20 protein-coding genes and 1 pseudogene are annotated in these 26,153 nt (G+C 73.2%); 8 read left to right on the top strand and 13 right to left on the bottom strand.

Going from position 1 to position 26,153, the window contains the following annotated elements; all coding sequences use genetic code 11:
* Positions 1-27: 27 nt before the first annotated feature.
* From ABT354_RS11895 to ABT354_RS11885, 3 genes are read right to left on the bottom strand one after another with little or no spacing between them, the layout of a single operon-like run.
* Positions 28-795, bottom strand: a complete 768-nt coding sequence (locus ABT354_RS11895) for an enoyl-CoA hydratase/isomerase family protein (protein WP_351492248.1) — start codon at positions 793-795, stop codon at positions 28-30.
* Entirely contained in the window at positions 792-1,235 is a 444-nt protein-coding gene (locus ABT354_RS11890) for a Zn-ribbon domain-containing OB-fold protein (protein ID WP_351492246.1), read from the bottom strand. Before ABT354_RS11890 ends, ABT354_RS11895 begins: the two co-directional genes overlap by 4 nt.
* 27 nt (positions 1,236-1,262) lie before the next feature.
* Positions 1,263-2,411, bottom strand: coding sequence for a lipid-transfer protein (locus ABT354_RS11885; RefSeq protein ID WP_351492244.1), 1,149 nt, complete (start codon positions 2,409-2,411; stop codon positions 1,263-1,265).
* Positions 2,412-2,513: 102 nt separating this feature from the next.
* Here ABT354_RS11885 and ABT354_RS11880 point away from each other — a divergent pair, with 102 nt between their 5' ends.
* Positions 2,514-4,220, top strand: a complete 1,707-nt coding sequence (locus ABT354_RS11880) for a FadD3 family acyl-CoA ligase (RefSeq protein WP_351492242.1) — start codon at positions 2,514-2,516, stop codon at positions 4,218-4,220.
* 7 nt (positions 4,221-4,227) lie between these two features.
* Here ABT354_RS11880 and ABT354_RS11875 read toward each other — a convergent pair whose 3' ends face one another.
* The 9 genes and pseudogenes from ABT354_RS11875 to ABT354_RS11835 form a co-directional block, all read right to left on the bottom strand.
* Positions 4,228-5,466 carry a cytochrome P450 family protein gene (locus ABT354_RS11875; RefSeq protein ID WP_351492239.1) on the bottom strand — a complete coding sequence of 413 codons (1,239 nt, stop codon included), beginning with the start codon at positions 5,464-5,466 and terminating at the stop codon, positions 4,228-4,230.
* On the bottom strand, positions 5,463-6,707 hold the full coding sequence (locus tag ABT354_RS11870) for a cytochrome P450 family protein (protein WP_502983392.1): 1,245 nt from the start codon (positions 6,705-6,707) through the stop codon (positions 5,463-5,465). The genes ABT354_RS11875 and ABT354_RS11870 overlap by 4 nt, the downstream gene beginning before the upstream one ends.
* Positions 6,708-7,024: 317 nt before the next feature.
* Positions 7,025-7,606: pseudogene (locus tag ABT354_RS11865) on the bottom strand (GTP-binding protein); the annotation flags it as partial.
* A complete protein-coding gene (locus ABT354_RS38045) occupies positions 7,581-8,090 on the bottom strand; it encodes a DUF742 domain-containing protein (protein WP_502983391.1) in 510 nt (169 codons plus the stop codon). The pseudogene ABT354_RS11865 and the gene ABT354_RS38045, both read right to left, overlap by 26 nt.
* Positions 8,087-8,518 carry a roadblock/LC7 domain-containing protein gene (locus tag ABT354_RS11855; RefSeq protein WP_351492235.1) on the bottom strand — a complete coding sequence of 144 codons (432 nt, stop codon included), beginning with the start codon at positions 8,516-8,518 and terminating at the stop codon, positions 8,087-8,089. The genes ABT354_RS38045 and ABT354_RS11855 overlap by 4 nt, the downstream gene beginning before the upstream one ends.
* Positions 8,515-10,149: an ATP-binding protein gene (locus tag ABT354_RS11850; RefSeq protein WP_351492233.1), complete on the bottom strand. Its 1,635-nt coding sequence runs from the start codon at positions 10,147-10,149 to the stop codon at positions 8,515-8,517. Before ABT354_RS11850 ends, ABT354_RS11855 begins: the two co-directional genes overlap by 4 nt.
* 414 nt (positions 10,150-10,563) lie before the next feature.
* Complete coding sequence (locus ABT354_RS11845; RefSeq protein ID WP_351492231.1) at positions 10,564-10,974, bottom strand: hypothetical protein; 411 nt, start codon at positions 10,972-10,974, stop codon at positions 10,564-10,566.
* 585 nt (positions 10,975-11,559) lie between these two features.
* Positions 11,560-14,517 carry an SARP-family global regulator AfsR gene (afsR, locus tag ABT354_RS11840; RefSeq protein WP_351492230.1) on the bottom strand — a complete coding sequence of 986 codons (2,958 nt, stop codon included), beginning with the start codon at positions 14,515-14,517 and terminating at the stop codon, positions 11,560-11,562.
* A gap of 331 nt (positions 14,518-14,848) precedes the next feature.
* Entirely contained in the window at positions 14,849-15,646 is a 798-nt protein-coding gene (locus ABT354_RS11835; RefSeq protein WP_351492226.1) for a polysaccharide deacetylase family protein, read from the bottom strand.
* 306 nt (positions 15,647-15,952) lie between these two features.
* On the opposite strand from ABT354_RS11835, the gene ABT354_RS11830 reads away from it, so the two are divergent.
* Positions 15,953-17,182, top strand: a complete 1,230-nt coding sequence (locus tag ABT354_RS11830; RefSeq protein ID WP_351492223.1) for an amidohydrolase family protein — start codon at positions 15,953-15,955, stop codon at positions 17,180-17,182.
* A 93-nt stretch (positions 17,183-17,275) separates the two neighbouring features.
* On the opposite strand, the gene ABT354_RS11825 is transcribed toward ABT354_RS11830, so the two are convergent.
* Positions 17,276-18,136, bottom strand: coding sequence for a glycosyltransferase family 2 protein (locus ABT354_RS11825; protein WP_351492614.1), 861 nt, complete (start codon positions 18,134-18,136; stop codon positions 17,276-17,278).
* Positions 18,137-18,311: 175 nt separating this feature from the next.
* Here ABT354_RS11825 and ABT354_RS11820 point away from each other — a divergent pair, with 175 nt between their 5' ends.
* From ABT354_RS11820 to ABT354_RS11795, 6 genes are all read left to right on the top strand, one after another.
* The gene (locus ABT354_RS11820; RefSeq protein ID WP_351492221.1) at positions 18,312-18,995 is read left to right on the top strand and encodes a pentapeptide repeat-containing protein; all 684 of its coding nucleotides are present in this window, start codon (positions 18,312-18,314) and stop codon (positions 18,993-18,995) included.
* 180 nt (positions 18,996-19,175) lie between these two features.
* Positions 19,176-20,141 (top strand): TIGR03619 family F420-dependent LLM class oxidoreductase, encoded by a 966-nt coding sequence (locus tag ABT354_RS11815; RefSeq protein WP_351492218.1) that lies wholly within the window; start codon positions 19,176-19,178, stop codon positions 20,139-20,141.
* Positions 20,142-20,169: 28 nt separating this feature from the next.
* On the top strand, positions 20,170-20,967 hold the full coding sequence (locus ABT354_RS11810) for an SDR family NAD(P)-dependent oxidoreductase (RefSeq protein WP_351492216.1): 798 nt from the start codon (positions 20,170-20,172) through the stop codon (positions 20,965-20,967).
* Between the two features lie 177 nt (positions 20,968-21,144).
* The gene (locus ABT354_RS11805; protein WP_351492214.1) at positions 21,145-22,269 is read left to right on the top strand and encodes an LLM class flavin-dependent oxidoreductase; all 1,125 of its coding nucleotides are present in this window, start codon (positions 21,145-21,147) and stop codon (positions 22,267-22,269) included.
* A 143-nt stretch (positions 22,270-22,412) separates the two neighbouring features.
* On the top strand, positions 22,413-24,152 hold the full coding sequence (locus ABT354_RS11800; protein WP_351492212.1) for an N-acyl-D-amino-acid deacylase family protein: 1,740 nt from the start codon (positions 22,413-22,415) through the stop codon (positions 24,150-24,152).
* Positions 24,149-25,639, top strand: a complete 1,491-nt coding sequence (locus tag ABT354_RS11795) for an aldehyde dehydrogenase family protein (RefSeq protein ID WP_351492210.1) — start codon at positions 24,149-24,151, stop codon at positions 25,637-25,639. Before ABT354_RS11800 ends, ABT354_RS11795 begins: the two co-directional genes overlap by 4 nt.
* Positions 25,640-26,153: the final 514 nt, after the last annotated feature.

The raw sequence follows: 26,153 nt of genomic DNA, 5'->3' as shown, positions 1-26,153 counted from the left end.
GTCCAGGGGCCCCGGGCCCCTGGTGGGTCAGCGCAGCTCGTACCCCTGCTTCCGGGAGGCGAACAGGGTCGCCTGGGCCTCCGGGGGCAGATTGCCCAGGGCGATCAGATGCGGGGCCAGTGCCGAGGCCGCCGCGAGGGCGGGGGCGCGGGTGGACCAGAGGGCGCGGACGGTGCCCTGGAGGGCGGCGGAGGGGTAGGAGGCCAGGGTCGCGGCGGCGGTGCGGGCGGCGGCGAGCGCGGCGCCCGGGGCGGTGACCTCGGTGACCAGGCCGAGGGTATGGGCGCGGACGGCCGAGAGGCGCTCCGCGGTGCCCATCAGGGCGACCCGGGCCGCCTCGCCGTAGGGGAGGAGCTGCGCCAGATACGCCGCCTCGTACGCGCTGACCATCCCGTACGACGTATGCGGGTCGAAGAAGGTGGCCTCCCGCGAGGCCACCACGAACTCGCACTCGCCCAGCAGATAGAACGCGCCGCCGCACGCCATCCCCTCCACCGCCGCCACCACCGGCTTCCACAGGTCGTTCGCCTTGGGGCCGATGGTCAGCAGCGGATCGTCCAGCGAGTACGGGGACGCGGGCTGCGCCACCTCGACGGCGCGGTCGATCCCGGTGCAGAAGGCCCGTACCCCCGCCCCGGTCAGCACCACCGCACGGACCGACCCGTCGTCGCGGAAGCCGCGCCAGATCCGGGCGAGGCGGCCGGCCGTCTCCAGGTCGACCGCGTTCAGCCGCTCCGGGCGGTCCAGGGTGACCGTGGCGACCCCGTCCGCCGCCGTCTCCACCCGGACCGTCACGCCCGCTCCAGCAGCCAGCGCGGCAGCGGCACCGCGCCCGGCGCGGGCGGGGCGAAGACGGCCCGTACCCCCGCCCCGATCCGCAGCCGCGCCGGGTCGACGGAGTCCAGCGGGGCGTCCGGCGCGGCGACCACATTGCCCACCAGCCGGATCCGGGGCGCGTCCACCAGCTCCACCAGGACCGCGTTGTACGGGGCGGCCTCCGCGTACCCCGGCAGCAGCGGGGGGTGCGGCACCACGAAGGACCAGATCCGCCCCCGGCCGCTCATCCGCCGCCACCCGCTCCCGAAGGACCGGCAGTGCGGGCAGCACGGCCGGGGCGGGAACCTCGGCTCGGCGCACTCCGCGCAGATCTGCACCCGCAGCTCGCCCCGGGCCGCGTACGCCCAGAACGGCGCCCCGTCGTCGTCCGGCACGGGATCCAGCAGCGGCGAAGTCATATCCGCTCCTCTCAGCTCCTCAGGAGGTCAGTTCCTCAGCAGGAGCGCCGATGTCGGGACCCCCTCGCCCGCCGTCACCAGGCAGACCGCCGCCCCCGGCACCTGCGCCGTGGAGTGGCCGCGCAGCTGCCGCACCCCCTCGGTGATCAGGTTGAAGCCATGGACGTACGCCTCGCTGAGCCCGCCGCCCGAGGTGTTCAGCGGCAGCCGGCCGCCGATCTCCAGCGCCCCGCCCTCGGTGAAGGCCGCCCCCTCGCCGCGCCCGCAGAAGCCGTATCCCTCCAGCGACAGCGGGATCAGCGGGGTGAAGGCGTCGTAGATCTGGGCGACATCCACATCCTGGGGACCGAGGTCCGCGTGTTTCCACAGCTGCCGGGCGGCCGTCCAGGCGGGACCGGCGAGCGGGTCGTCGTTCCAGTAGTTGACCATGCCGTGGTGCTGCGCGGGCAGCCCCTGCGCGACCGCGTGGACCAGGACGGGCCGGTGCCGGCAGTCCCGGGCGCGCTCGGCGGAGACCACCACACAGGCCAGCGCCCCGTCCGTCTCCAGACAGTTGTCGAAGAGGCAGAGGGGCTCGCTGATCCACCGCGAGGTCATATACATCTCACGGGTCAGCGGCCGGTCGTACATCACCGCCGCCGGATTCTGGTTGGCGCGGTTGCGGCAGGCCAGCGCCACCTGGAAGAAGTGGTCGCGGGTGGCCCCGTACGCGTGCATGTACCGACGGGCCAGCATCCCGATCTCGTCGGCGGGCCGCAGCAGCCCGAACGGCCGGGTCCACTGCGCCGGGGTGGCCAGTTGCGCGGTGGTGTCCATCCAGGGCCTCGGCCCGCTGCCGCGCTTGCGGGAGCGCCAGGCGACGCCCACGCTCGCCTGCCCGGTCGCGATGGCCGCCGCCAGATGGGCGACGGTGGCGCAGGAACCCCCGCCGCCGTAGCCGACCTTGGAGAAGAAGGTGACATCGCCCGCGCCGACCGCCTTGGCCACCTCGACCTCGTCGGTGGTCTCCATGGTGTACGAGGCGAAGGCGTCCACCTCGGAGGCGTCGATGCCCGCGTCGTCCAGGGCGGCCACGATCGCCCGGCAGGCGAGGGTCTTCTCGGACTCGGGCAGCCGCCGGGCGAACGGGGTCTGGCCTATCCCGGCTATCGCCGTCGCGTCCTTGAGACCGGCCACGGGCACCTCCGCCGTCCGCCCCGAACTGCTGACAGTGCGTCAGGCTAGCGGTAATCTGACGGTTAGTCAGCAAAGTGTGCCGGGTGTACGGGAGAGGCGGCCATGGCGGGACTGCGCGACCCCGAGGACCCCCGTCGGCGGGACGACCCGGAGGCCGAGATCCACGGGGACGACCCCGACGGCGAGGACCCCCGCGGCGACCTCCGCTGGGGCACCATCGGCCGGCTGGTCCGCGACTCCGCCGCCCGCTACCCCGACCGCACCGCCGTCACCGGGACCGGCACCGGCGCCGGGGACACCCCCCTCACCTACGCCGACCTCGGCACCCGTGTCGAACGCGCCGCCGCCGGCTGTATCGCCGCCGGTGTCCGGCGCGGCGACCGGGTCGCGATCTGGGCCCCCAACACCGCCGACTGGATCGTCGCCGCACTCGGCGCGGTCACCGCGGGCGCCGTCCTCGTCCCCCTCAACACCCGCTTCAAGGGCCCCGAGGCCGCCGATGTCCTCGCCCGCAGCCGGGCCGGGCTCCTCTTCGTCACCGGCACCTTCCTCGGCACCTCCTATGTCGCGGCGCTCCGCGCCCACACCGCCGCACTGCCGGATCTGCGGCGGATCGTGGTCCTCGCCGACACCGCCCCCGACGACCCCCGCTACCGCACCTGGCGGCGGTTCCTCGCCGAGGGCACGGCCGTCACCGGCGCGGAGGTCCGCACCCGCGCCGACACCGTCCGCCCCGACGACCCCTCCGACATCCTCTACACCTCCGGCACCACCGGCCGTCCCAAGGGCGCCGTCCTCACCCACGCCCGGACCCTGCGCTCCTACGACCTCTGGAGCGCGCTCGCGGGGCTCCGTACCGACGACCGCTATCTGATCGTCAACCCCTTCTTCCACACCTTCGGCTACAAGGCGGGGATCATCGCCTGTCTCACCCGGGGCGCCACGATGATCCCCCAGCCCGTCTTCGACGCGGGGACCGTCCTCGCCCGGATCGCCGCCGAGCGGGTCACCGTCCTCCCCGGGCCGCCCACCCTCCACCAGGCGCTCCTGGACCACCCCGCCCGGGACCGGCACGACCTCACCACCCTGCGGCTGGTGGTCACCGGCGCCGCGGTCGTCCCGCTCGCCCTGGTGGAACGGCTCCGGGGCGAAATCGGCGTCGCCACCGTGCTCACCGCGTACGGACTCTCCGAGGCGGGCGGGCTCGTCACCATGTGCCGCCGGGACGACCCGCCCGGGACTGTCGCCGCCACCAGCGGCCGGGCCGTCCCCGGCACCCGGATCAGGATCCTCGCCCCGCCCGGCACCCCCCAAGCACAGGACACGGCCCCCGGCGTGCGCGGCCCCGGCGAGATCCTGGTCCGCGGACCCCAGTTGATGTGCGGCTACTTCGAGGACCCCGAGGCCACCGCCGCCGCCGTCGACGCCGACGGCTGGCTCCACACCGGCGACATCGGCGTCCTCGACCCGGCCGGCCGTCTCACCGTCACCGACCGGGTCAAGGACATGTATGTCGTCGGCGGCTTCAACGCCTACCCCGCCGAGATCGAGCGGCTGCTCGGCCGCCACCCCGATATCGCCGATGTCGCCGTGATCGGCATCCCCGACCCCCGCCTCGGCGAGGTCGGCCGGGCCTACGCGGTACGCCGCCGGGGCGCCACCCTCACCGCCGACGGCCTGATCGCCTGGGCCCGCCGGGAGATGGCCAACTACAAGGTCCCCCGGGAGGTCTCCTTCGTCCCCGCGCTGCCGCGCAACGCCGGCGGCAAGGTCCTCAAGACCGAGCTGCGCGCCCGCGCCGGACACTGACCACGGGTCACGGCACCAGCCGCAGCGGGATCTCCTGCCACCCCTGCGCGATGAACGACGGCACCTGCCGCAGCGCCGACCGGTCCACCGCCAGCGACAGCTCCGGATAGCGCGCGAAGAGCGCGGGCAGCGCCGTCCGCGCCTCCATCCGCGCCAGCGGGGCACCGATGCAGCGATGCACCCCGACCCCGAAGGACAGATGCTCGTCCACCCCGCGCGCCGCGTCGAACTCCCCGGCGTCCGCCCCGTACCGCGCCGGATCCTGCCCCGCCGCACCGTAGGTCGTCAGTATGGCCTCGCCCGCCGGTATCGTGACGCCCTCGACGGTGATCTCCTCCGCCGCGAACCGCAGCGGCAGACTCGCGATCGACGGATGCACCCGCAGCACCTCCTCGATCACCGCATCCCAGGTGATCTCCCCGGCCCGTACCGCCGCCAGCTGCTCCGGGTGGTCCAGCAGGGTCACCACCGCGTTGCCGATCAGATTGACCGTCGTCTCGAACCCCGCCCCTATCACCAGCAGCAGGGTGTGCAGCAGCTCCTCGTCACCGAGCCGGTCGCCGTCCTCGTCCCGGACCCGGATCAGCTCGGTGGTCATGTCGTCGCCCGGGTGCGCCAGCTTGTGGGCGACCAGCGCGGGCAGCACCGTGCCGATCTGCTCCTGCACCGAGGCGGCGTGCTCCGGGCTGGGGTTCGTGGTGTCCATGATCGCGGCTATCAGCCGCACCAGACCGGGCCGCAAATCGTCCGGCACACCGAAGAGTTCGCAGATAACCCGCATGGGCAGCGGCTGCGCCAGACCGGTGCGCAGATCCACGACACCGCCGGAGGCCGCGGCCGACTCCTCCATCGAGGAGAGCAACTCCCCGGTGATCTTCTCCACCCGGGGCCGCATCGCCTCCGTGCGCCGTGCGGTGAAGCTCGGCGCGACCAGCTTGCGCAGCCGGCTGTGGTCGGTCCCGTAGGCGGTGAGCATGTTCACCACACCGAGCCAGCTCATGATCCAGCTCCATGCGGGGTGTTTCTCCACCTCGGTGTAGCGGGACCAGTGCTGTCTGGGGTCCTTGCTGACTCTGGGGTCCAGGATCAGCGTTCTCAGGCTGCTGAAGCGGGTCGGCGCCCAGGCGGGTATGCCGCCGGGCAGCTCTATTGGGACCACGGGCCCCTGGGCGCGCAGCCGCGCCCACTCGTCCGGTATGTCCGCGCCGTACGGATCGATGGCGACGACGGGTATGGACTCGCTCATCCTCGGTCTCCTGACTGATCGGGTGTACGGGGTGTGAAGCGCACGGGGAACTCAGTCAGTGAACGATGGAACGGACCGGGCCGCCATGTCAGCCGATTCCTCGGAATCACCGGGGAAAGGTCGGGCAGCCACTGGGTCAGCCGCTCGATCGCCTCGGTCGCGATCAGCAGCGTGTGCTGCTTCACGGGGCAGGTGTGCGGCCCCGCCGACCAGGAGAGATGGGAGGCGTCGCCGGGCTGGTGGGCGCCCTGGGACTCCTTCTCGGCGAAGTAGGCGAGCGCCCCGTACGAGATGACCACGGGGACGGCGGTATGGATCCACACCCCGTGCAGTCCGGTGGGCTGACGGGCGTAGTGGATCCCGTAGTTGGCCAGCGGGGTCTCGTACCGCAACACCTCGACCACGGCGTCGAGGACGGGCCGGGAGCCGCTGGTGAGGGTGGTGTAGTACGCCGGGTTCCCGAGGATCCGGGAGAGCGCGTTGGAGACCAGATTGGCGGTGGGCTCATGGCCCGCGCCCAGGGTGTAGAAGACCTGCCAGGTCACCTCCTCGGGGGTCAGCCCCAGGGGATGGTCCAGCAGCCAGCTGGTGAGGTCGTTGCCCCGGCGGGCCATCTTGGTGGCGATCAGCTCCAGGACATAGGCCCCGTACTCCGCCTCGGCCTGCGCCGAACTCTCCGCGATCTCCACGATCTGCGCCATGGAGTCGGTGAGCCGGTCGCTCTCGCTGTCCGGCAGCCCGAAGAGGTTGTTGAAGATCAGCCCCATCAGCGGGCGGCAGAACTCGGTGACCAGATCGGCGCTGCCCCGGGGGCCGAAGCGGGAGATCAGGATGTCCACCGCGCGGTGCACCCGTTCGCGCAGATCATGGGGTTCGATCCGGCTGAACGCGTCGACCAGGGTGCGCCGGTAGCGCACATGGGTCTCCCCGTCCGCGAAGAGGGTGTTGGGCCGCCAGCGCATCATGCCGAGGATGGGGGAGTCCTCGGTGACGGTCGCCTCCCAGCCGCGCGGGTCATGGGACCAGGTCTCGGAGTCGTGCAGGAGATCGAGGGCGGCGCGCCGGTCGACCACGATGTACGCGGGGATGCCCGGCGCCAGTTCGGCCCAGCCGATCGGGCCCTGGGCGCGCAGCAGTTCGTAGTAGCGGTGCGGGTCGGCGGCGAAACCGTCCTCCCACAGCCGGATGGGAGCGGGATGGCCCTGGGTCTGCTCAGGGGCCTCGGTGCGGGGGGTGTTCACCAGTACCAAACTCCCGGGTAGGGGCCGATGCGGGGATCCGGGTACGGGCCGGTGCCGGTGCCGTACGGGGGCGGCGACGGGGGTGGATACGGCCCGGGGTGCGGAGCGGAGTACGGCCCGGCGTGCGGAGCCGAGTACGGGGCGGGGTACGGCGGTACCGGTGGTGGCGGTACGGGCGGCTGCCCCGGCGGGGGCGGGACGAGCTGCCCCGGCGCGAGGAGGACCGGGGGCGGACCGGTGTGCCCCGGAGCCGGTACGGGGGGTTGCCCCGGCGGCGGCTCCTGGCCCTGCCCGGGAAGGCGGCCCATCCCGCTCATCCGCGTCAGCAGATGCTGGACCAGGGCGATCAGCGCGTCCACGGAGGCATGGGCGTCCCGGGCGTCGCAGACCACCATCGGGGTGTCGGGCTCCAGGTCCAGCGAGGCGCGCAGCTGTTCCTCGGTGTAGCGGCGGGCGTCGGGGAAGGTGTTCAGCGCCACCGCGTAGGGCAGCCCCGAGTCCTCCACCAGGCTCAGCACCTCGAACGAGTCGTCGATGCGGCGGGTGTCCACCAGGACGAGCGCGCCCAGTGCCCCGTACGCGATATCCGTCCACAGGGACCGGAACCGCTCCTGGCCGGGGGTGCCGAAGAGATAGAGCACGATCCCCCCGGTGAGGGAGATCCGGCCGAAGTCGATGGCGACGGTGGTGGTGGTCTTGTCCCGCACTCCGGCCAGGCTGTCCACCGCGACCGACGCCTCGGAGAGCTGTTCCTCGGTGTGCAGCGGGCGGATCTCCGAGACGGAGTCGATCAGGGTGGTCTTGCCCACCCCGAAGGGACCTGCGATCAGGATCTTCACCAGCTCGCGGGTGCTGTCCGGCAGGTGCAGGCCGCTAGAGCTTGAGGGCGCGGAGGCCATCGGCGACTCTCTCCAACAGATCTGGGTCGGGCTGGGCGGCATACGGGATCGGCGGGCGGGCGTTCACGAGCCCCAGGTCGATGAGGTGCGCGGCGAGCACCCGCACGGCGGACACGGGCAGTTCGAGCAGGGCCGCCGTCTCCACCACGGTGAGCGAGCCGCCGTCCAGCGTGCTCAGCAGGGACCGCTGGGCGGCGGGGAGGTCCGAGGGGACGTCCGGGGCGTGCTGGTCGCTCTCCGGGGCCTCGGCCACGGGGGGAGCGGTGGCCGCGGTGACCGTGACCACCGGAGCGGGGGGAGTGGTCGGTAAGGGCGGCGGCCCGGCGCCGCGGAAGGCCGCGGCGCCGGGGGCGGGGTCGTCGGGGCAGGTGGTCAGTCCGGTGAGCACCGAGAGGCGTTCCAGGCTGTTGCGGCTCGGCCGGGTCCTGCCTCCGGTGGACACATAGGCCGGGACCAGGGGCCGGCCACCCCGGCGCCCGGTCATGCCGGGGTGTGGCCACTGGCTCCGCGGGGCGCGGCTGCCATCGCCTTCTCACCGAGCCGGGCCACTTGGGAGTGGACGCGGTGGGCGAGGAGATCGAGCCGCACCTCGGGATCGCCATAGGCGGCCACACAGGTGCCATGGGTGGTGGGGGCCACCAGGATGTAGCCGTGGTCGGACTCGACGACCACTTGACGCACCTCCGCGCTGCTCTGGTCGGCGAAGGCGGCGGCGGCGGTGCGGCAGGCCCCCTGCACGGTGCTGGTGATGGCGGCCACCCGTTCGGCGGACGCCTGGTCGAGCCGGTCCGAGTAGCCGGAGACAAGACCGTCCCGGGTGAGCAGGACGGCCGCCCGGACGTGGGGGATTTCCAGGATCGGGTCGAGCACCCACGCGGTTTCACCGGTGTCGCGGGAGGTGCGGCTGGTCATCGGGGGTCGTTCCCTTCGGGGTCGGCGGCATTGCGGGCTGCTGCGGTCCCGGCCTGGAGCGCCCCGAGCGCCGCCGCGGCGTCATCGGGGGTGCGGGTGGGGAGGGGGGACCGCGGCTGGAGCTGTGCGGTGTACGGGGCGGGGCGCACCCGGCGGCGCCGTCGGGGGAGGGTGTCGTCGCCGGGTGCGGGGTCATGGGTGATGGCGTCGGGGACGGTGGGGAACCGGGCGGCTCCGGGCGCCGTGGCGCCCGCCGGCGGGGTCGGGACGGGGACGGCCCCGGGCGGCGGGGGGCTGTCCTGGGGAAGGTGCGGCAGAAGGTGCGGGCCGGGGGTGCCGGGGGGCGGTGGCCCGTAGGAGGCGGTGGTTCCGGCTGGGTCGGGGGGACGGTGGGGGGTGGTTTCCGGCCTCCGGTCGCCGGGGTAGTCCGGGGGCCCGGGGTAGAGGGGCGGTCCGGTGGGGGCGGGCAGGGTCCGGGGTTCCGGTACCGGCTGCCCCAGGACCGGGGCGTACGGGTCCGGGGGCGGGGGGGCCGCCGGACGGGTGGAGTGGGGGGCGCTCGCCGACGGCGGACGCTCGGCCGGGTCGATATGGCTCAGCAGATGGTTCCTGATCAGCAGGACGGCACGGACTCCGCCGAAGGGGGAGGGGGAGGAGAGGTCGACGGAGAGGTCGAACTGGCGGGTGAGCTGGCCGATCGCGGCCAGCCCCATCCGGGGCGGGTCGCCCAGCTCGGAGAGGAGGATGGGTTCGCTGCTGGCCACCATGCGCTGGGCGTAGGCGCGTTCGTCGGTGGCCATGCCCACTCCGGCGTCGTCCACGGTGACGGTGACACCGTGGTGGGCGCGCTCCAGGTTCACCGTGACGCTGGTGTCCGTCGAGGAGTGCCGCAGGGCGTTGTCGAGCAGCTCGGCGACGATGATCGCCACGGGCTCGACGGCGTGCGAGACCAGTGCGGTGCCGGGCTCCAGATGGTTGCTGATGTGCACCCGCTGATAGCCCACCAGCCGGGACTGGCCGCCGGTGACCGCGTCGACCAGGTGGGAGTCCTGGCGGGCGAGGCCGACCCAGGCGCCGCAGACCACCGCCGCCACCTGGGCCCGGCGCAGCGACTGCTCGTTCTCGTGGTCGAGCGAGTAGAGGGTCTGCGACAGATCCGGGTCGTCGTAGCGCTGCTGGAGGCCGCGCAGGACGTCCTGGAGGCGGTAGAGCCCGGCCTGGATCTCCCGGGTGGCGCCGCGCATGCCGGCGCGCGCCGCGGCGTCCACCCGCTTGCGCTCCTGGAACATCGCGGTGGCGACGCCGTGGAGCGCCGCCTGCATCCCGGCGCCGAACTCGCTGTGGGCCATGGCGGGGTCGAGCGGTCCGGGTACGGGGACATGGGGGTGGGCGGCGCGGGTGGCGGCGGCCGGGATGCGCTCATGGGCCAGCTGGACGATCTCGGCGGTGTGCGCCCGTGCGACGCGCTCGCCCTCCGCGCGGGCCTCGGCCAGCTGGGTGCGGAGTCCTTGGGTCTCCGCGCGCAGTCGCCCGATCCGGCGGCGGGACAGCGCGAGGGGGCAGCCCAGCAGCAACGCAGTCGCCGCCAGGGCCCCGGCGGCGACGATGGCCAGATCCGGTATCGCGATCATCGAATAGACCTCGGGGAGGGCGGGAGTCGGGTTCGTCAGGAAAACGACCCGGCCAAGTACACACCGTCGTCGAGTGGTCGCGGGAGGGTTTTCCGCAACTGATTGTGAGGGACCGGGTTCGACCGGTAACCTCCCCGGGGTGTTGCTGATTGGGCGTCAGATGTCCTCCGGGGCAGAGGTGACATGGTGAGAGCGCCCGTACAGCGCGGCGGGGACCACAGCGAACGGCCGTGACGGCGCCGGTGGGCGCGGTCACGGCCGTACACCTTCGGGTGAAGTCCCGCTCAGTCCTTCGTTTCCGGTTCCCTTACGCAGGGTGATGATCGGGCGCTGCTCGGAGGGTGTGGTCCGGACCTGCCGGCCGTATGAACGGCCGTTCCGCAGGTCGGTCTTTCCGATGGTCGGCCCGCGGGCTCAGGGGCGCGGCGGCGAGGGTGTGTGGTTGTCCAGACGTCCGGCCACGCTCTCCCGGACGACCCGGGGCGGGGCCGGGGTGTGGTTGTCGGTGGTGAGGATGGTCTCGCCACCGGCCGCGGCGGCCGTGCCGGTGCCGGCGGTGGCCGGGGTCAGGGCGCTGGTGCCGGCCGTGGCGGCCGTGGTGGAGACGGGGCTCTCCAGCGGGTGTCCCGCCGGGTCCGGATCCTTCACCGGCGGCGGGGCGGGGGTGTGGTTGTCGTCCTTCCCCAGCCCTCCGGTCCTCGGCTTCCCCTGCCGTCCGCCGCCGCTGCCCGGTCCGCCCACCGGCGGGCGGATGGGCGTGTGGTTGTCCAGCGGACGGATCGTCGGGTCGTGCAACTGCTCGGTGTTGTTCATGGTGTCCCCCATGGATGTGCGGATGGTGCTGATGTGCTGTTGTGCGAGTGGTGCTGTTGTACGGGTGGTGCTGATGTGACAGTGAAACGGACAGGGCCCTCCGCCCGGAGACTCCCCCGAGGGTCGCCGGACGGAAGGCCCTGGGGAACCTCACCTGCCCCCCGGTGTGGTGAGGTTCCCTGGTGATCCGTCTGCCCCCCGACGCGACGGATCGATGGGCATGAGCATCCCGAACCGTCATAAACATTCGATGAACGGGCTGGCAGAAAGCCCTGAGAAGGCCTGAGAAGCCCTGCGAGGGCCCTGTGCGGGCCCTGGGAAAACCCCCGGGAGGGCCTCGGAAAAGCCCCGAGAAAGACCCGGGGAGGCCCCCGAGGGGAACGCAGCCGCCCACTCTGGCACGCCCGACGGTGCGGATGGTGTGATTCCGGTCGGCCGGATCCGGAGCGCCTCCTCCGGTGGCGGATCCCGGTGCGGGCCGGCCGGATCCGGAGCGCCCCTTCCGGTGGTGGATCCCGGCGCGGCACAGGGCGGCCCGTCATGGCCTCCCGTACCGCCCCGGGGTCTCCCCGTCGGTGCCCCGCCCCCGCAGGGCCGTCAGGCGGCGCTGAGGGGCGCCAGCAGGGCCCGTACCGTCTCCGCCTCCGCCGCCCCCGACGCCTCGTGCAGCGTCAGCGCCTCCTGCCAGCAGGCACGGGCCCGGCCCGCCTGGCCCAGCGAGGAGAGCGCCTGGCCCAGGGTCATCAGGACGCTCGCCCGGATGTGGTCACCGCCGATGCAGCCGATCGCCAGCGCCTGCTCGGCGTGTTGCGCGGCCCGCGCCGGGCGGCCCGCCGCCAGGTGCACCTGGGCGATCCGGAACTGGGTGGTGCCCTCCCAGAGCCGCTGCCGGTTGGCCTCGAACCCCTCCTGGGCGTCCTGGAGCTCCTCCAGCGCCTCCCCGAGCCGCCGGGCCTCGGTCAGCGCGACCCCGAGCGCGTACCGCGCGTTGGAGAGCCGCAGGGTGACCCCGCGCCGGCGGTACAGCTCCACCCCGCGCCGGGCCAGGTTCACGGAGTGCTCGGTCCGGCCGAGGCGGAGCTGGAGCCGGGCGTAGTTGCACAGGGCGCTCGCCTCGTAGCTCTCGTTCCCCTCCGCCCGGGAGCCCTCGATCGCGGCCTCGAAGAACCGCTCGGCGTCCTTCAGCCGGCTCTTGTTCAGCGCGATGATGCCCCGGTTGTTGTGGGACCAGAAGACCGGTGCCGGGTCGTCCGCCCGCGCGGCCAGCCGGGCCGCCCGCGCGGCGTGCTCCTCGGCCTCCTCGTACCGGCCCGCCACCAGGTGCACCTCGGTCAGGACGGTGTGGGCACGGCCCTGGGCGTGGAGGTCCCCGGCGATCCTGGCCGCCCGGCAGGCGCTGAGCGCGGCGGTCTCGTACTGCTTGGAGTTGGCCCCGGACTCGGCGAGGTCCTTGGCGGCCCAGAGCAGATCGACCGCGCGCCGCAGCCCGGGGCCCGAGGTCGCCTGCTGGGCGCAGTTCAGGACGCAGTGCGCCTCGCTGTAGAGCCAGTCGAGGGCTTCCTGGCGGTCGGTGAAGGTGAGCCCGGCCTGTTCGGTACGGGCCAGCCGGTCCGGGAGGGTGTCGCCGGGCCGTTCGATCGCGTACACCTGCGCGGCGCTGGCCAGATAGAAGTCGAGCAGCCGGGAGAGGGCCCCGCCGACCTCCTCGGGGCGCTCGTCGCGCTCGGCGCAGGAACGCGCGTAGAGGCGTACGAGGTCGTGGTAGCGGTAGCGGCCGGGTGCGGCGGACTCCAGGAGCGAGGTGTCCACCAGGGCTTCGAGCAGGTCCTCGGTGGTGTGCGGGGGCAGGTCGAGCAGGGCCGCCGCGGCGGCGAGCGAGATATCGGGGCCGTCGGCGAGGCCGACCAGGCGGAAGGCGCGGGCCTGGTCGGTCTCCAGCTGTCCGTAGCCGAGTTCGAAGGTCGCCTTGACGGCCACGTCACCGGCCTGGAGTTCGTCCAGGCGGCGGCGTTCGTCGGCGAGCTTGTCGGCGAGGACGGAGACGGTCCAGGTGCGGCGGGAGGCGAGGCGGGAGGCGGCGACGCGGATCGCGAGCGGGAGGAAGCCGCAGGCGGCGACGACATCGAGGGCCGACTCACGTTCGGCGCGCACCCGTTCGGTGCCGACGATCCGGGTGAAGAGCTGGAGGGCCTCGTCGGGGGACATCACATCGAGGTCGATGAGCTGCGCCCCGGCGAGGTCGACCATCCGGGTGCGGCTGGTCACCAGGGCGGCGCAGCCGGCGGTGCCCGGCAGCAGCGGCCGGATCTGCGCCGCGTCCCGGGCGTTGTCCAGCAGGACGAGGAGCCGCCGTCCGGCGAGGGTGGAGCGGTAGAGCGCGGAGCGCTCCTCCAGGGTGTCGGGCATGGAGGCGTCGGAGGTGCCCAGGGCGCGGAGGAAGGCGCCGAGGACGGCGACGGGTTCGGCGGCGCGGGCCCCGGCGCCCTGGAGGTCGATGTAGAGCTGGCCGTCGGGGAAGTGCGGGCGGGCCTCGTGGGCGACATGGACGGCGAGGGTGGTCTTCCCGACGCCGCCGATGCCCGCGAGGGCCGAGACCGCCATCACGGGCCCGTCGGGCGCGGCGAGCTGGGTGCCCAGGTCGCGGACGAAGGAGGCGCGGCCGGTGAAGTCGGGGACGGTGGCGGGGAGCTGGGCGGGCTGGGCGATCCGGGGCGCGGGCGCCTCCCGGCCGCCGGGGCGGTTCAGCTCCTCGTCGGCGCGGAGGATGCGCTGCTGGAGCTGGGAGAGTTCGGGGCAGGGGTCGACGCCGAGTTCATCGGCGAGGAGTCTGCGGGTGTCGGCGTAGACGGCGAGCGCCTCGGCCTGCCGTCCGCTGCGGTAGAGCGCGACCATGAGGAGTTCGCGGAAACGTTCGCGCAGCGGGTGGGCGGCGGTGAGGGCGGTGAGTTCGGAGACGGCCTCGGAGTGGCAGCCGGCCTCCAGGTCGAGGTCGAGACGGGTCTCCAGGAGCTGGAGGCGCCATTCGTCCAGCCGGGCGCGGTGGTTCTCGGCGTAGGGGCCGGGGACATGGGCGAGCGGTTCGCCGTCCCAGAGGCCGAGGGACTTGCCGATGAGGGCGCGGGCGCCCGCCAGGTCCCCGGCGGCGCGGGTCTTCTCGGCGTCGAGGGCCAGCTCCCGGGCCTCGAAGAGGTCGACGGCGTCCCGCTGGATCCGGATGGCATAGCCGCCGGCCTCGCTGACCAGCGCGTTCGCCCCGAGGGCCTTGCGCAGCCGGGAGGCGTAGGTGCGCAGCGCGGCGAGTGCCTGGGGTGGCGGGTCGTCCTCCCAGATGGCGTCGATCAGCTCCGTCGCGGTGGCCGTGCGGCCCTCGCGGAGCAGCAGGGCGCAGAGCAGGGCCCGCTGCTGTGGGGAGCCGGTCGACAGGGGTTGGCCGCCCTGCCATGCCCGTACCGGTCCGAGCACGCTGAAGCGCAGATCGACGGCGCCGCCGGGCGCCGGGACGCGCTGCGCCGGGACGCGCTGTTCCGGTACGCGTGGCCCGCTGTCACGGTCCATTGGTGCCCCCTGCCCCGAACTGCCGATTAGCACCCGACAGTCTGCCCTGTGCATGGCGGCCCCGTCAGCAGCGAGGCGCGTCCCTGTCGCTCCATGGCCGGAGCCGGATGCACGATAGCCCGCTCTTTGGGATCTTCATCCGTTTTGCACCGTTCTTCCGCGCCGCCTCTACCTTTCCCCGGCGGGAGGGGCTTCCGGAGTGGTTCCGCCGGGGTGCCCGGTGGCGGCGCTGACCTGGGAGCACCGCGTGGTGATGGGCCGTACGGGGGTATTCCGGGCGGGTGGTGGCGCCGGCGCGGCGGCGGCCGAGGGGGCCGCCCGGACGGCCGTCTCAGGGGCGGTAGACCTTCCCGGGCTCCGCCTTGGCCGGGGCGAGCAGCTGGGAAACGGTGACAAAGGTGTAACCGCGCTCCTTGAGTTCGGCCACGATTCCGGGGACGGCGGGCACGGTTCCGTCGTAGATGTCATGGAGCAGGATGATTCCGTCGCGGGAGGCCTGCTTGAGGATGCGCTTCTCGATGAGGGCGGAGTCGTTGGTGGAGTAGTCCTTGGCGGTGGCGCTCCACAGGATCTGGGCGAGGCCCAGTTCCTTGCTGACGGCGGTGACCTCGTCGTCGATGCGGCCCTGCGGGGGCCGCATCAGGGTGGGGCGGACGCCGGTGATGTCCTCTATCGCGTCCTGGGTGCGGCCCAGTTCCTCGCGTATCTCGCCCTTGTCCAGCTTGTCGAGCCTGCGGTGGGTCCAGGTGTGGTTGGCGACCTCGTGGCCCTCGTCGAAGAGGCGCTTGACGACCTTGGGGTAGCGGTCGACGTGCTTCCTGCCGAGCAGGAAGAAGGTGGCCGGAACCTGCTCCTTCCCCAGGTGGTCGAGGAGTTCGGGGGTGTCCTTGCCCGGCCCCGCGTCGAAGGTCAGGGCTATGCACTTGGCCTTCTGGCAGTCGACGGGCCGCTCGCCGTCGCCGCCGGTGGAGAGGGTGCGGCCGGAGGCGAGGGCGTCGGAGCGCGCGTCGGCGGGGGCGGTGGTCGCCATGGCACAGCCGCCGAGGGCCAGGGCGAGGGCGGCGGCGCCCGCCACGGCGGCGGTCCGGCGGAGCGCGACGGCCCGGCGGCGTACGGCGGAGTTGGACATGGCGGGATCCCCCTGGGTGGTGGCCTGGTCGAACGGCCCCCGCCATAACCGGAGGCGAGGGTTCCGCACTATACACACGGTGTATACACGCGATGCATAGGCATCGGATAAGACGGATGCGGGGCCGGTGGGGTTGTTCGCTCCAGATCACATATCGGCCACGAAGGCGGATGGCGGGCCGGGCGGTCGCGGGGCCGCCGGTCCCCCGAGGGGTGGGGCCGGGCCGGGAGGCGGCGGCGGTCGGCGGTGCCCCGAAGGGTCGGCGACAGAGCTGACGAACCGTCAGATCGGCGCTACCGTGACCCCATGGAGACCTTCCCCAGGATCATCTCGGTGGACGACCACACGGTGGAGCCCCCTCATGTCTGGCGGGACCGGCTCCCGTCGAGATACCGGGAGACGGCCCCCCGGATCGTCCGCGCCCCGCTGAAGGAGATGACCTTCCTCGGTGGACGCTTCGCCCCCGTGATGGGCGCGCCCGGCGACCCCGGCCCGGTGGGCGACTGGTGGGTGTACGAGGATCTGCGCCGCCCCCTCACCCGCCTCGACACCGCCGTCGGCTGCGCGCGGGACGAGATCAAGCTGGAGGTCATCACCTATGAGCAGATGCGCCCCGGCTCCTACCGCGTCCCCGAGCGCCTCGCCGACATGGACCTCAACCATGTCCAGTCCGCGCTCTGCTTCCCGACCTTCCCCCGCTTCTGCGGCCAGACCTTCACCGAGGCCAGGGACCGGGAGCTGGGGCTGCTCGCGGTCCGCGCGTACAACGACTGGATGGTGGAGGAGTGGTGCGGCCCCGAGGCGCACGGCCGGCTGATCCCCCTCACCCTGGTCCCGCTCTGGGACGCCGCACTCGCCGCCGCCGAGGTCCGCCGCAACGCCGCCCGGGGGGTGCGCGCGGTCGCCTTCTCCGAGATTCCGCCCTTCCTCGGCCTCCCCTCGATCCACGGCGACGCCTGGGACCCCTTCCTGCGCGCCTGCGACGAGACCGGCACGGTGATCGCCATGCATATCGGCTCGTCCTCGAAGATGCCCTCCACCTCCGCCGACGCGCCCCCGGCCGTCGGCTCCACCATCACCTTCGCCAACTGCTGCTTCTCGATGGTCGACTGGCTGCTCAGCGGGAAGTTCGAACGCTTCCCCGGGCTGCGGATCATGTACGCCGAGGGCCAGATCGGCTGGATCCCGTACATCCTGGAACGTGCCGACGTCGTCTGGGAGGAGAACCGCGCCTGGGGCGGGGTCGCCGACAAGGTGCTGCGCCCGCCCTCCGAGCTGTTCGCCGGGCATGTGTACGGCTGCTTCTTCGACGACGCCTTCGGGCTGCGGAACCTGGACGCCATCGGGGCGGGGAATGTGCTGTACGAGACGGACTATCCGCACTCCGACTCCACCTGGCCGAGGTCACGGGAGGTGGGGGAGGCGCAGATGGGGCATCTGCCCGCCGACACGGTGGAACGGATCGTCCGGGGGAACGCGATCGAGCTGCTGGGGCTGACCCCGGACGGGCTCTGGGCGGGCGCTGCCTCCGGCTGAGCCCCGGCCGGCGGGGTCGGGGCGCGGCCCCCCGGACGGGAAGGACCCCCCGTGCGCGAGGGCGCACGGGGGGTCCGCCACGGCGGTGCCGGGTCAGATGATCGGGGGGCGGCCCAGCCGGACCATCCGCCAGACGGTGGACCAGCGCATCGGCCGCCGGGTCCCGCAGGGCTGCCGCACCCCTTCCGCGAAGCCGCCGAACCACGCCTTCAGCCCCTCCCCGGAGCGGGTGCGCAGCAGCGTCATCGCGGTCCAGCTGCCGAGATAGAGCGGGACGAGCGGGGCGGGCAGATTCCGCTTGGCCAGCCAGACCCGGTTGCGGGCGGTCATCCGGTAGTAGACGGCATGCCGCGCCGGGCTGGTCCTGGGGTGCTGGAGCAGCAGGGCGGGCTCGTAGAGGATCTTCCACCCGTCGTCCAGGGCCCGCCAGGCCAGGTCGGTCTCCTCATGGGTGAAGAAGAACTCCTCCGGCCAGCCGCCGATCCGCTCCAGCATCCTCATGGAGAGCGAGTGGCCGCCGCCCAGGAAGGTGGTGACCAGGCCCCGGCGCATCGGGTCCTTGGCGCGCAGCCGGGGCACATGGCGGCGCTGGGTCTCGCCCTGCTCGTCGGCGATCCGGAAGGAGACGATCCCGAGCTTCGGGTCGGCCTCGTGGAGATCGGCGAGCCGGCTGAGGACATCGGTCTCCACCAGGAGGCCGTCGTCGTCCAGGTCGACCAGGACATCCACGTCCCCGAATTCCCGCAGCCGCTCCATGGCGACATTCCGGCCGCCGGAGACGCCCAGATTCTCGGCCAGCTCGACGCCGGTCACCCCCTCGGGCAGCTCCGGCAGCGGGGCGCCGTTGCCGACGACGACGATCCGGGTCGCCTTCTCGTCCTGCATGGCCACGGAGTCGAGCAGGGCCCGCAGCTCGACGGGCCTGTTGCCCATGGTCAGTACGGCCACACCCATACGCGGTCGCGTCACGCTCGACTCCACTCCACCACTGTCCACACTGTTCCGGTTCCCGAGGCGCGATGCTACCCAGTGGTCACCCGGCCGTGCTCCGGCGGCAACCGTGCGGCCATGGCGGCCTGCCCCGGGCGGCGCTCCGGCGGCTGTCGGTGGCGGGGTGTTTCATGGGTCCATGAGCGATGGGCGGGACGGACACGGCGGGGCCGATCAGGGTGCCGGGGAGGGGGCCGGGGAGGGGGCCGGGGAGCCGGTGGGCGCCCCGGTGGAGGCCCCGGTGGAGGGCGCCACCTTCAGCGGTGAGGACTGGTACGCCCGGGATCTCTCCGGGCGGCGGTTCGGCGGCTGCTCCTTCTACGACCTGGACTGGACGGAGGGGGTCGCCGAGGGCGCCGTCTTCGACGCGTGCTCGTTCTCGGGGGTGCGGTTCAACGCCGCGCTGCTGACGCACACCGCCTTTCTGAACTGCTCCTTCCGCCGCTGTGTCTTCTTCGACACCCGGTTCGAGCAGTGCAAGGCGGTGGGCAGCGAGTTCCGGGAGTGCGAGGCCGCGCTGCTGAGGGTGAGCGGCGGGGACTGGTCCTTCACCGACTGGGCGGGGCAGGATCTGCGCGGCGCGGAGTTCGACGGGGTCCGGATGCGGGAGGCGCTGCTGACGGGCGCCCGGATGGACAAGGTGCGGGTGACCGGGGTGGATCTCTCCGGCGCCGCCCTGGACCGGGTCCGGCTGAGCGGGGCGGATCTGCGGGGCAGCGATCTGTCCTCGCTGAACCCGCTCACGGCCCGGCTCACCGGTGCGAGGATCGACCCGGCCCAGGCGATGGTGGTGGCCGTGGCGCTGGGCCTGGAGATCGGCTGACCCCCCGGGGCGCGAGGAGCGGCCGGGGGAGGGTGATCGGCTGAGGAGCGGCCCGGCGCCGGGGCCGCCGGTCGGGCTGGGTGCGTACGCGGGCGGATGCCGGGGTCTTGTCTGACGGTACGTCAGGTATGACGATGGGCTCGCCCTCCGTGCGACGGCCGATCCAGCCGAGGAGAGACCGTGTCCCCGACCGTGCCTCCCGTACCGCCGACCCCGTCCGGCGACCGGCTCGCCTACGGCATCCAGCTCCCGGTCCAGTCCCAGAGCACCCGCTACGCCGAGCGCTGGGAGTCCGCCGCCGGCCCCGCCGATCTCGCCGAGGTGGCGCACGCCGCCGACCGGGGCGGCTTCGCCTATGTAGCCGTCTGCGACCATGTGGCCGTCCCCCGGCGGCTGGCCGCCACCATGTCCACGGTCTGGTACGACCCCGTGGCCACCCTCTCCTTCCTCGCCGCCACCACCCGGCGCGTCGGCCTGCTCAGCCATGTCGCCGTGGTCGGGCTGCGCCATCCGCTGATCACCGCCAAGCAGTACGCCACCCTGGACCATCTCTCCGGCGGGCGGCTGATCCTCGGGGTCGGCGCGGGCCATGTCCCGGAGGAATTCGCCGCCCTCGGCGCCGACTTCGCCGGACGCGGCCGGGTGCTGGACGAGACCCTGGACGCGCTGCGCGCCGCCCTCGGCCCCGAGGAGTTCCCCCGCTTCGCCGGGGAGCACTTCGCCTTCGCCGACCTCGGCCAGCGCCCCCGCCCCGCCCAGCGGCGGGTGCCCATCTGGGTCGGCGGCTCCTCGCCCGCCGCGCTGCGCCGGGCCGCCGGGCGCGGCGACGGCTGGCTGCCCCAGGGGGACCCCCGCGCCGTGCTGCCGGAGCGCATCGCCCTGCTGCGGCGGCTGCGCGAGGCCGCCGGGGCGACGGGCCCCTTCACCGTCGGGGCCATCGCCGAACCCCTCTATCTCGGCGTTCCCACCTGGGCGGTCGGCCGAAGGACGCTGGCCGGTAAGCCCGCTGAAATCGCCGCCTCCCTGCGTGAGTATGCCGCCATGGGCGTACGCCAGATCCAGGTCCGGTTCCGCAGCCGGTCCCGCGCCGAACTGACCGACCAGATGGACGCGTTCGCCGCCGAGGTCGCCCCACAGCTGGGGTGAGTGCCGACAGCCGAAGGAGTCATGCTCCATGACAGTCACGGGAAAGCTCGACGGGCGCGTCGTCCTGATCACCGGCGCCGCACGCGGCCAGGGCGAGCAGGCGGCCCGCCTCTTCGCCGCCGAGGGGGCGAAGGTGGTGCTCACCGATGTCCTGGACGACCGGGGCAGGGCCGTCGCCGAGGAGCTGGGGAAGGAGCGCGCGGCCTATGTCCGGCTCGATGTGCGCCGCGAGGAGGAGTGGGCCGCCGCCGTGGCCTTCGCCCGGGAGAGCTACGGCCCGGTCGACGGGCTGATCAACAACGCCGGGGTGAACCGCTTCAACACCCTGGTGGACACCCCGCTGGAGGAGTACGAGTACATCACCTCGGTCAATCAGACCGGCACCTTCCTGGGGATCAGGACCGTCGCCCCCGAGATAGTGGCGGCGGGCGGCGGGACGATCGTCAATGTCGCCTCCGCCCTCGCCCTGACCGGGATGCCGACGGTCGGGGTCTACGCCGCCACCAAGCACGCCATCCTCGGGCTGACCCGGGTCGCCGCGATGGAGCTGGCCGCCCAGGGCATCCGGGTCAACGCGATCTGCCCCGGCGGCATCGACACCGATATGGCCCATGCCGCCGCCATCCAGCAGGGGCTGGAACCGGAGGCGGCCCGTGCGGCGATGGCGGAGACCTACCGGAGGCTGGTCCCGCTCGGGCGGATCGGGCGGCCCGAGGAGGTCGCCCGGCTCGCCCTCTTCCTGAGCTGCGAGGACTCCTCGTACATCACCGGACATCCCTTCGCGGTCGACGGCGGCTGGCTGGCGGGCCTCCCGATGGGCGGCTGACCCCGCACGCCGGCCGATCCGGGCCCGGAGCCTCCCGTCGGGGAGGCTCCGGGCCCGGTCGTCTGCCGGGTCCCGCGTCCGGCCGGACACCGGCTCTTGACGGTCGACACCCCCGGTGGAACAGTCGTCCCATCGCAATCTGACGGTTCGTCAGAAACTAGGGACGGTGAAACCCCCATGGAGTTCGGGATCTTCGTACAGGGGTACGTCGGGCGGCGTGCCGAGACCGACCCGCTCGCCGAGCACAAGTCGCTCATGGAGGAGACCGAGTACGTCGTCCAGGCCGACCGCTCCGGCTTCAAGTACGCCTGGGCCACCGAGCACCACTTCCTGGACCAGTACTCCCATCTCTCCGCCAGCGATGTCTTCCTCGGCTATCTGGCACACGCCACCGACCGCATCCACCTCGGCTCCGGCATCTTCAACCCGCTCGCCCCGGTCAACCACCCCGTCAAGGTCGCCGAGAAGGTCGCCATGCTCGACCACCTCAGCGAGGGCCGGTTCGAGTTCGGCTCCGGCCGGGGCGCCGGCAGCCACGAGATCCTCGGATTCCTGCCCGGCGTCACCGATATGGAGCACACCCGGGAGATCTGGGAGGAGACCATCGCGGAGTTCCCCAAGATGTGGCTCCAGGACGAGTACGAGGGCTTCCAGGGCGCCCACTGGTCGCTGCCGCCGCGCAAGGTGCTGCCCAAGCCGTACGGAAGGTCCCACCCCGCGATGTGGTACGCGGCGGGCTCACCCGCCTCGTACGCCATGGCCGGGCGGAAGGGCCTCGGGGTCCTCGGCTTCAGCGTGCAGAAGGTCTCCGACATGGAGTGGGCACTGGACTCGTACCGTACGGCGGTCCGCGCGGCCGAGCCCGTCGGCGCCTTCGTCAACGACAACGTCATGGTCACCACCACCGCGATCTGCGCCCCGACCCATGACGAGGCCGTCGCCATCGCCGCCGACAGCGGGCTCCACTACCTCCAGTCCCTGCTCTTCCGCTACCACGACACCTTCCCCCGGCCCGAGGGCATCCCCCGGTGGCCCGAGCTGCTCCCCGAGTACACCCCCGAGGTCGTGGAACTGCTCATCGAGAACGAGCTGATGATCTGCGGCACCCCCGACGAGGTGCTCGCCCAGTGCAAGCGCTGGGAGCAGGCCGGTGCCGACCAGCTCTCCTTCGGGCTGCCGGCCGGGATCCCGTACGAGGCGACCATGAACACCATCAGGCTCATCGGTGAGCATGTGATCCCCCGGATCGACACCGACCCGGTCCACCGCACCACCCGGCTCCGGAACGCCTCCGGGAGCTGACCCGGCCGTCCCGCCCCGCTTGCGCCCCCCCGCTTGTGCCCGGGCACCCGGGGGCGCGGCGGTGCGGCGCGTACCCCCGTACTCCCGCCCCCGTACTCCCGCCCCCGTACTCCCGTACCCCGGCAAGGGAAGGGAAGGACCCCATGCTCGACCACCTCATCCGCTCGGCGACCGTCGTGGACGGCACGGGATCGCCCGCGCGCGTCGCCGATGTCGGCCTGCGCGCCGGGCGGATCGCGGTGATCACCCCGCCCGGCGGGGCCGCCCCGCCCTCGGCCACCACCGAGGACGCCACCGGACTCGTCCTCGCCCCCGGCTTCGTCGACCCCCACACCCACTACGACGCCCAGCTCTTCTGGGACCCGTACGCCACCCCCTCCATGAACCACGGGGTCACCACCGTCGTCGGCGGCAACTGCGGCTTCACCCTCGCCCCGCTCCACCCCGGCCGCCCCGGCGACGCCGACTACACCCGCCGGATGATGGCCCGGGTCGAGGGCATGTCCCTGGTCGCGCTGGAGGAGGGCGCGCCCTGGAACTGGCACACCTTCGGCGAGTACCTGGACGCCCTCGACGGACGGACCGCCGTCAACGCGGGCTTCATGGTCGGCCACTGCGCCCTGCGCCGCCATGCCATGGGCCCCGACGCGATCGGCGGCACCCCCACCCCCGTACAGCTGCGCACCATGGTCGACCTGCTCCACGAGGCCCTGGCGGCCGGTGCCTGGGGGCTGTCCACCACCCAGTCCTCGACCCACTCCGACGGCGACGGCGCCCCCGTCGCCTCCCGCCATGCCGCCCCCGATGAGCTGATCGCGCTCTCCCGCGCGGTCGGCGAGCACGAGGGCACCCAGCTGGAGGCGATCGTCGCGGGCTGTCTCGACCGCTTCGGCGACACCGAGATCGACCTGCTCACCGCCATGACCGCCGCCGCCGGACGCCCCCTCAACTGGAATGTCCTCACCGTCGACGCCGCCGTCCCCGAACGGGTCCCGCGCCAGCTCCTCGCCAGCGAACGGGCCCGTGCGGCGGGCGGCCGGATCGTCGCCCTCACCATGCCGATCCTCACCCCGATGAACATGTCCCTGGGCACCTTCTGCGCGCTCAACCTCATCCCCGGCTGGGGCCCGGTCCTCGGACTGCCGGTCCCCGAGCGGATCGAACGCCTCCGTGACCCCGCCGTCCGGGCGGAGCTGCTGCGCCGCGCCGACTCCCCCGAGGCGGGCGTCTTCCGGCGGCTCGCCGACTTCGCCCGCTATGTCATCGGCGACACCTACAGCGCCGCCAACGCCGGACTCACCGGCCGGGTCGTCGGCGACATCGCCGCCGAACGCGGCCTCGACCCCTTCCACTGCCTGGTCGAGATCTGCGCCGCCGACACCCTGCGCACGGTCCTCTGGCCGATGCCCACCGACAACGACCCCGCCTCCTGGGAGCTGCGCCGCCGCACCTGGGACCACCCCGATGTGCTGCTCGGCGGCTCCGACGCCGGTGCCCATCTGGACCGGATGTGCGGGGCGCCGTACACCACCCGCTTCCTCGGGGACTGTCTGCGCGGCCGGCGGCTGGTCCCCCTGGAGCGGGCGGTACGGATGCTCAGCGACGAGCCCGCCCGGCTCTTCGGGCTGCGCGGGCGGGGCCGGATCGCCGAGGGCCACCATGCCGATCTGGTCCTCTTCGACCCGGAGCGGATCGACGCTGGCCCGGCCACCCTCGTCCACGATCTGCCCGGCGCGAGCCCCCGGCTGGACGCGGCGGCCACCGGGATCGTCTCCGTACGGGTCAACGGCGTCGAGACCGTCCGCGACGACCGGATCACCGGCGCGGTCCCCGGGCGGGTGCTGCGCTCGGGCCGGGACACCGAGACGGTCCCGACCCGGTGACCGCCGCCCCCGACCTTTCCGAGGACCGCCCGGACCGCTGGCAGCCGCTCTTCATCGGCGGCTCCTGGGTCGAGCCCGACGGCGGGTACCGGCCGGTCCTCGACCCCGCCACCGAGGAGACCGTGGGGCTGGCGCCGGAGGCGAGCCCGGAGCAGGCACGGGCGGCGGCCGTCGCGGCCCGGGAGGCGTTCGGCGCCTGGTCCCGCACCCGGCCCGAGGAGCGCGCCCGGCTCCTGGACGCCGCCGCCGAGATCGTCCACCGCAGGCGGGACCCGTACACCGCACTCGCCCGCGCCGAGACCGGGGCCACCACCGCCACCGCCCGGTCGATGCAGGTGGGGGTGGCCGTGGCACGGCTGCGGCGGTACGCGAGAGGGGCGCTCGAACCGGTCGAACGGGCGCTGCCCCCGCAGTTCCTCCCGGCGGGCCCGATGGGTGGCGCGGCGGTCGTCTCCGCCCTCGCGGTGCGCCGCCCGGTCGGTGTGGTCACCTGTGTCACCTCGTACAACAACCCCTGGGCCAACGCGGTGGGCAAGGTCGCCCCGGCGCTCGCCATGGGCAACACGGTGGTGGTGAAGCCCGCGCCGCAGGACCCCCTCTCCGTCTACCGGATGGCCGAGGCCCTGGCGGCGGCGGGGGTGCCGCCCGGGGTGGTCAATGTGGTGAGCGGGTCGTCGGCGGCGGTGGGGGAGGCGGCCGTGGGGGCGCCCGAGGTCGACATGGTCAGCTTCACCGGCTCCACCGCCGTCGGGCTGCGGATCGCCGAGGTCTGCGGGCGCGGGATGAAGCGCCAGCTGATGGAGTTGGGCGGCAAGGGCGCGGCGCTGGTCTTCGACGACGCCGACCTGGGGGCGGCGGTACGGGGGATCGGCACCACGTTCTCGTTCCACAGCGGCCAGATCTGTACGGCGCCGACCCGGGTGATCGCCCAGCGGGGGATCCACGACCGGCTGGTCGAGGGGCTCCTCGGCCATCTGGGCCGGCTCCCCGTCGGCCATCCGGCGGATCCGGGGACCGTGGTCGGGCCGGTGATCTCGGCCGCCCACCGGGACCGGGTCGAGGCCTGTGTGGAACAGGGCCGGCAGGAAGGGGCGCGGCTGGTCGCGGGCGGGGTGCGGCCCGCCTTCGAGCGGGGCTTCTGGGTCGCCCCGACGCTCTTCACCGCGTGCGCGGCGGGGATGCGGATCGTCCGTGAGGAGATCTTCGGACCGGTGGTGGTGGTCCTCCCCTTCGACACGGAGGAGGAGGGGATCGCGCTGGCGGACGACAGCGACTACGGGCTGATCGACTATGTCTGGTCGGGCGATGTGGCCCGCGCCTTCCGGGTCGCGGCCCGGCTGCGCTCGGGCGGGGTCGGGGTGAACACCGTCGCCCGCAATATGGAGGCGCCGTTCGGCGGCTTCAAGAGGAGTGGGGTGGGGCGGGACGTGGGGTCGTACGCGCTGCACGCGTACAGCGAGACCCAGGCGCTGGTCTGGCCCGGCTGACGGTGCCGGCCGGGGTGGTGGGGTCGGCCGGGCCGGTGGGGCCGGTGGGGCCGGTGACCCGGCCCCGGGGCCCGTCGGCCGGGCCCGCCCGTCAGCCCGGGTCCCAGGAGTCCCCGTTCTCCTCCGCGCCGCGCCTCATCAGGACCATCCCCGTCAGATCGTTGCCGCTCATGGCCATCTCCCCCCGTCGATGCCTCAGGCTGCTCACGCTTCGCACCGATGCCTTTCCGCCCCTGTATTCACTTGCACCACAGGAGCGGTCAGGTGCAGCGTGGACATCACTGTCCCCCGCAGTAGCGTCCGGGGGTAGAAACGGAACGTAGCGAAAACGGCTACTGTCCGTGAGAAACATCACGGTTGCCCTGATGTGCCGACCAATTGACGACAGTTGTGCTCCCCGGTGGCCGAAAGGGCTCGGGGCTCCCATCCCGTTCCCCCCCGCAAAGGGAAATTTTGAAACCGGGCAAAACGGGCGCTGCTGCGGTTATCGCATCAGGGGAAATCCGCTGTCATC

Source organism: Streptomyces sp. NPDC000594 (genome assembly GCF_040299965.1).
Classification (GTDB): Bacteria; Actinomycetota; Actinomycetes; order Streptomycetales; family Streptomycetaceae; genus Streptomyces.
The sequence above is the reverse complement of the archived record's forward strand: the minus strand, read 5'-3'. Positions and strand labels throughout refer to the sequence as shown.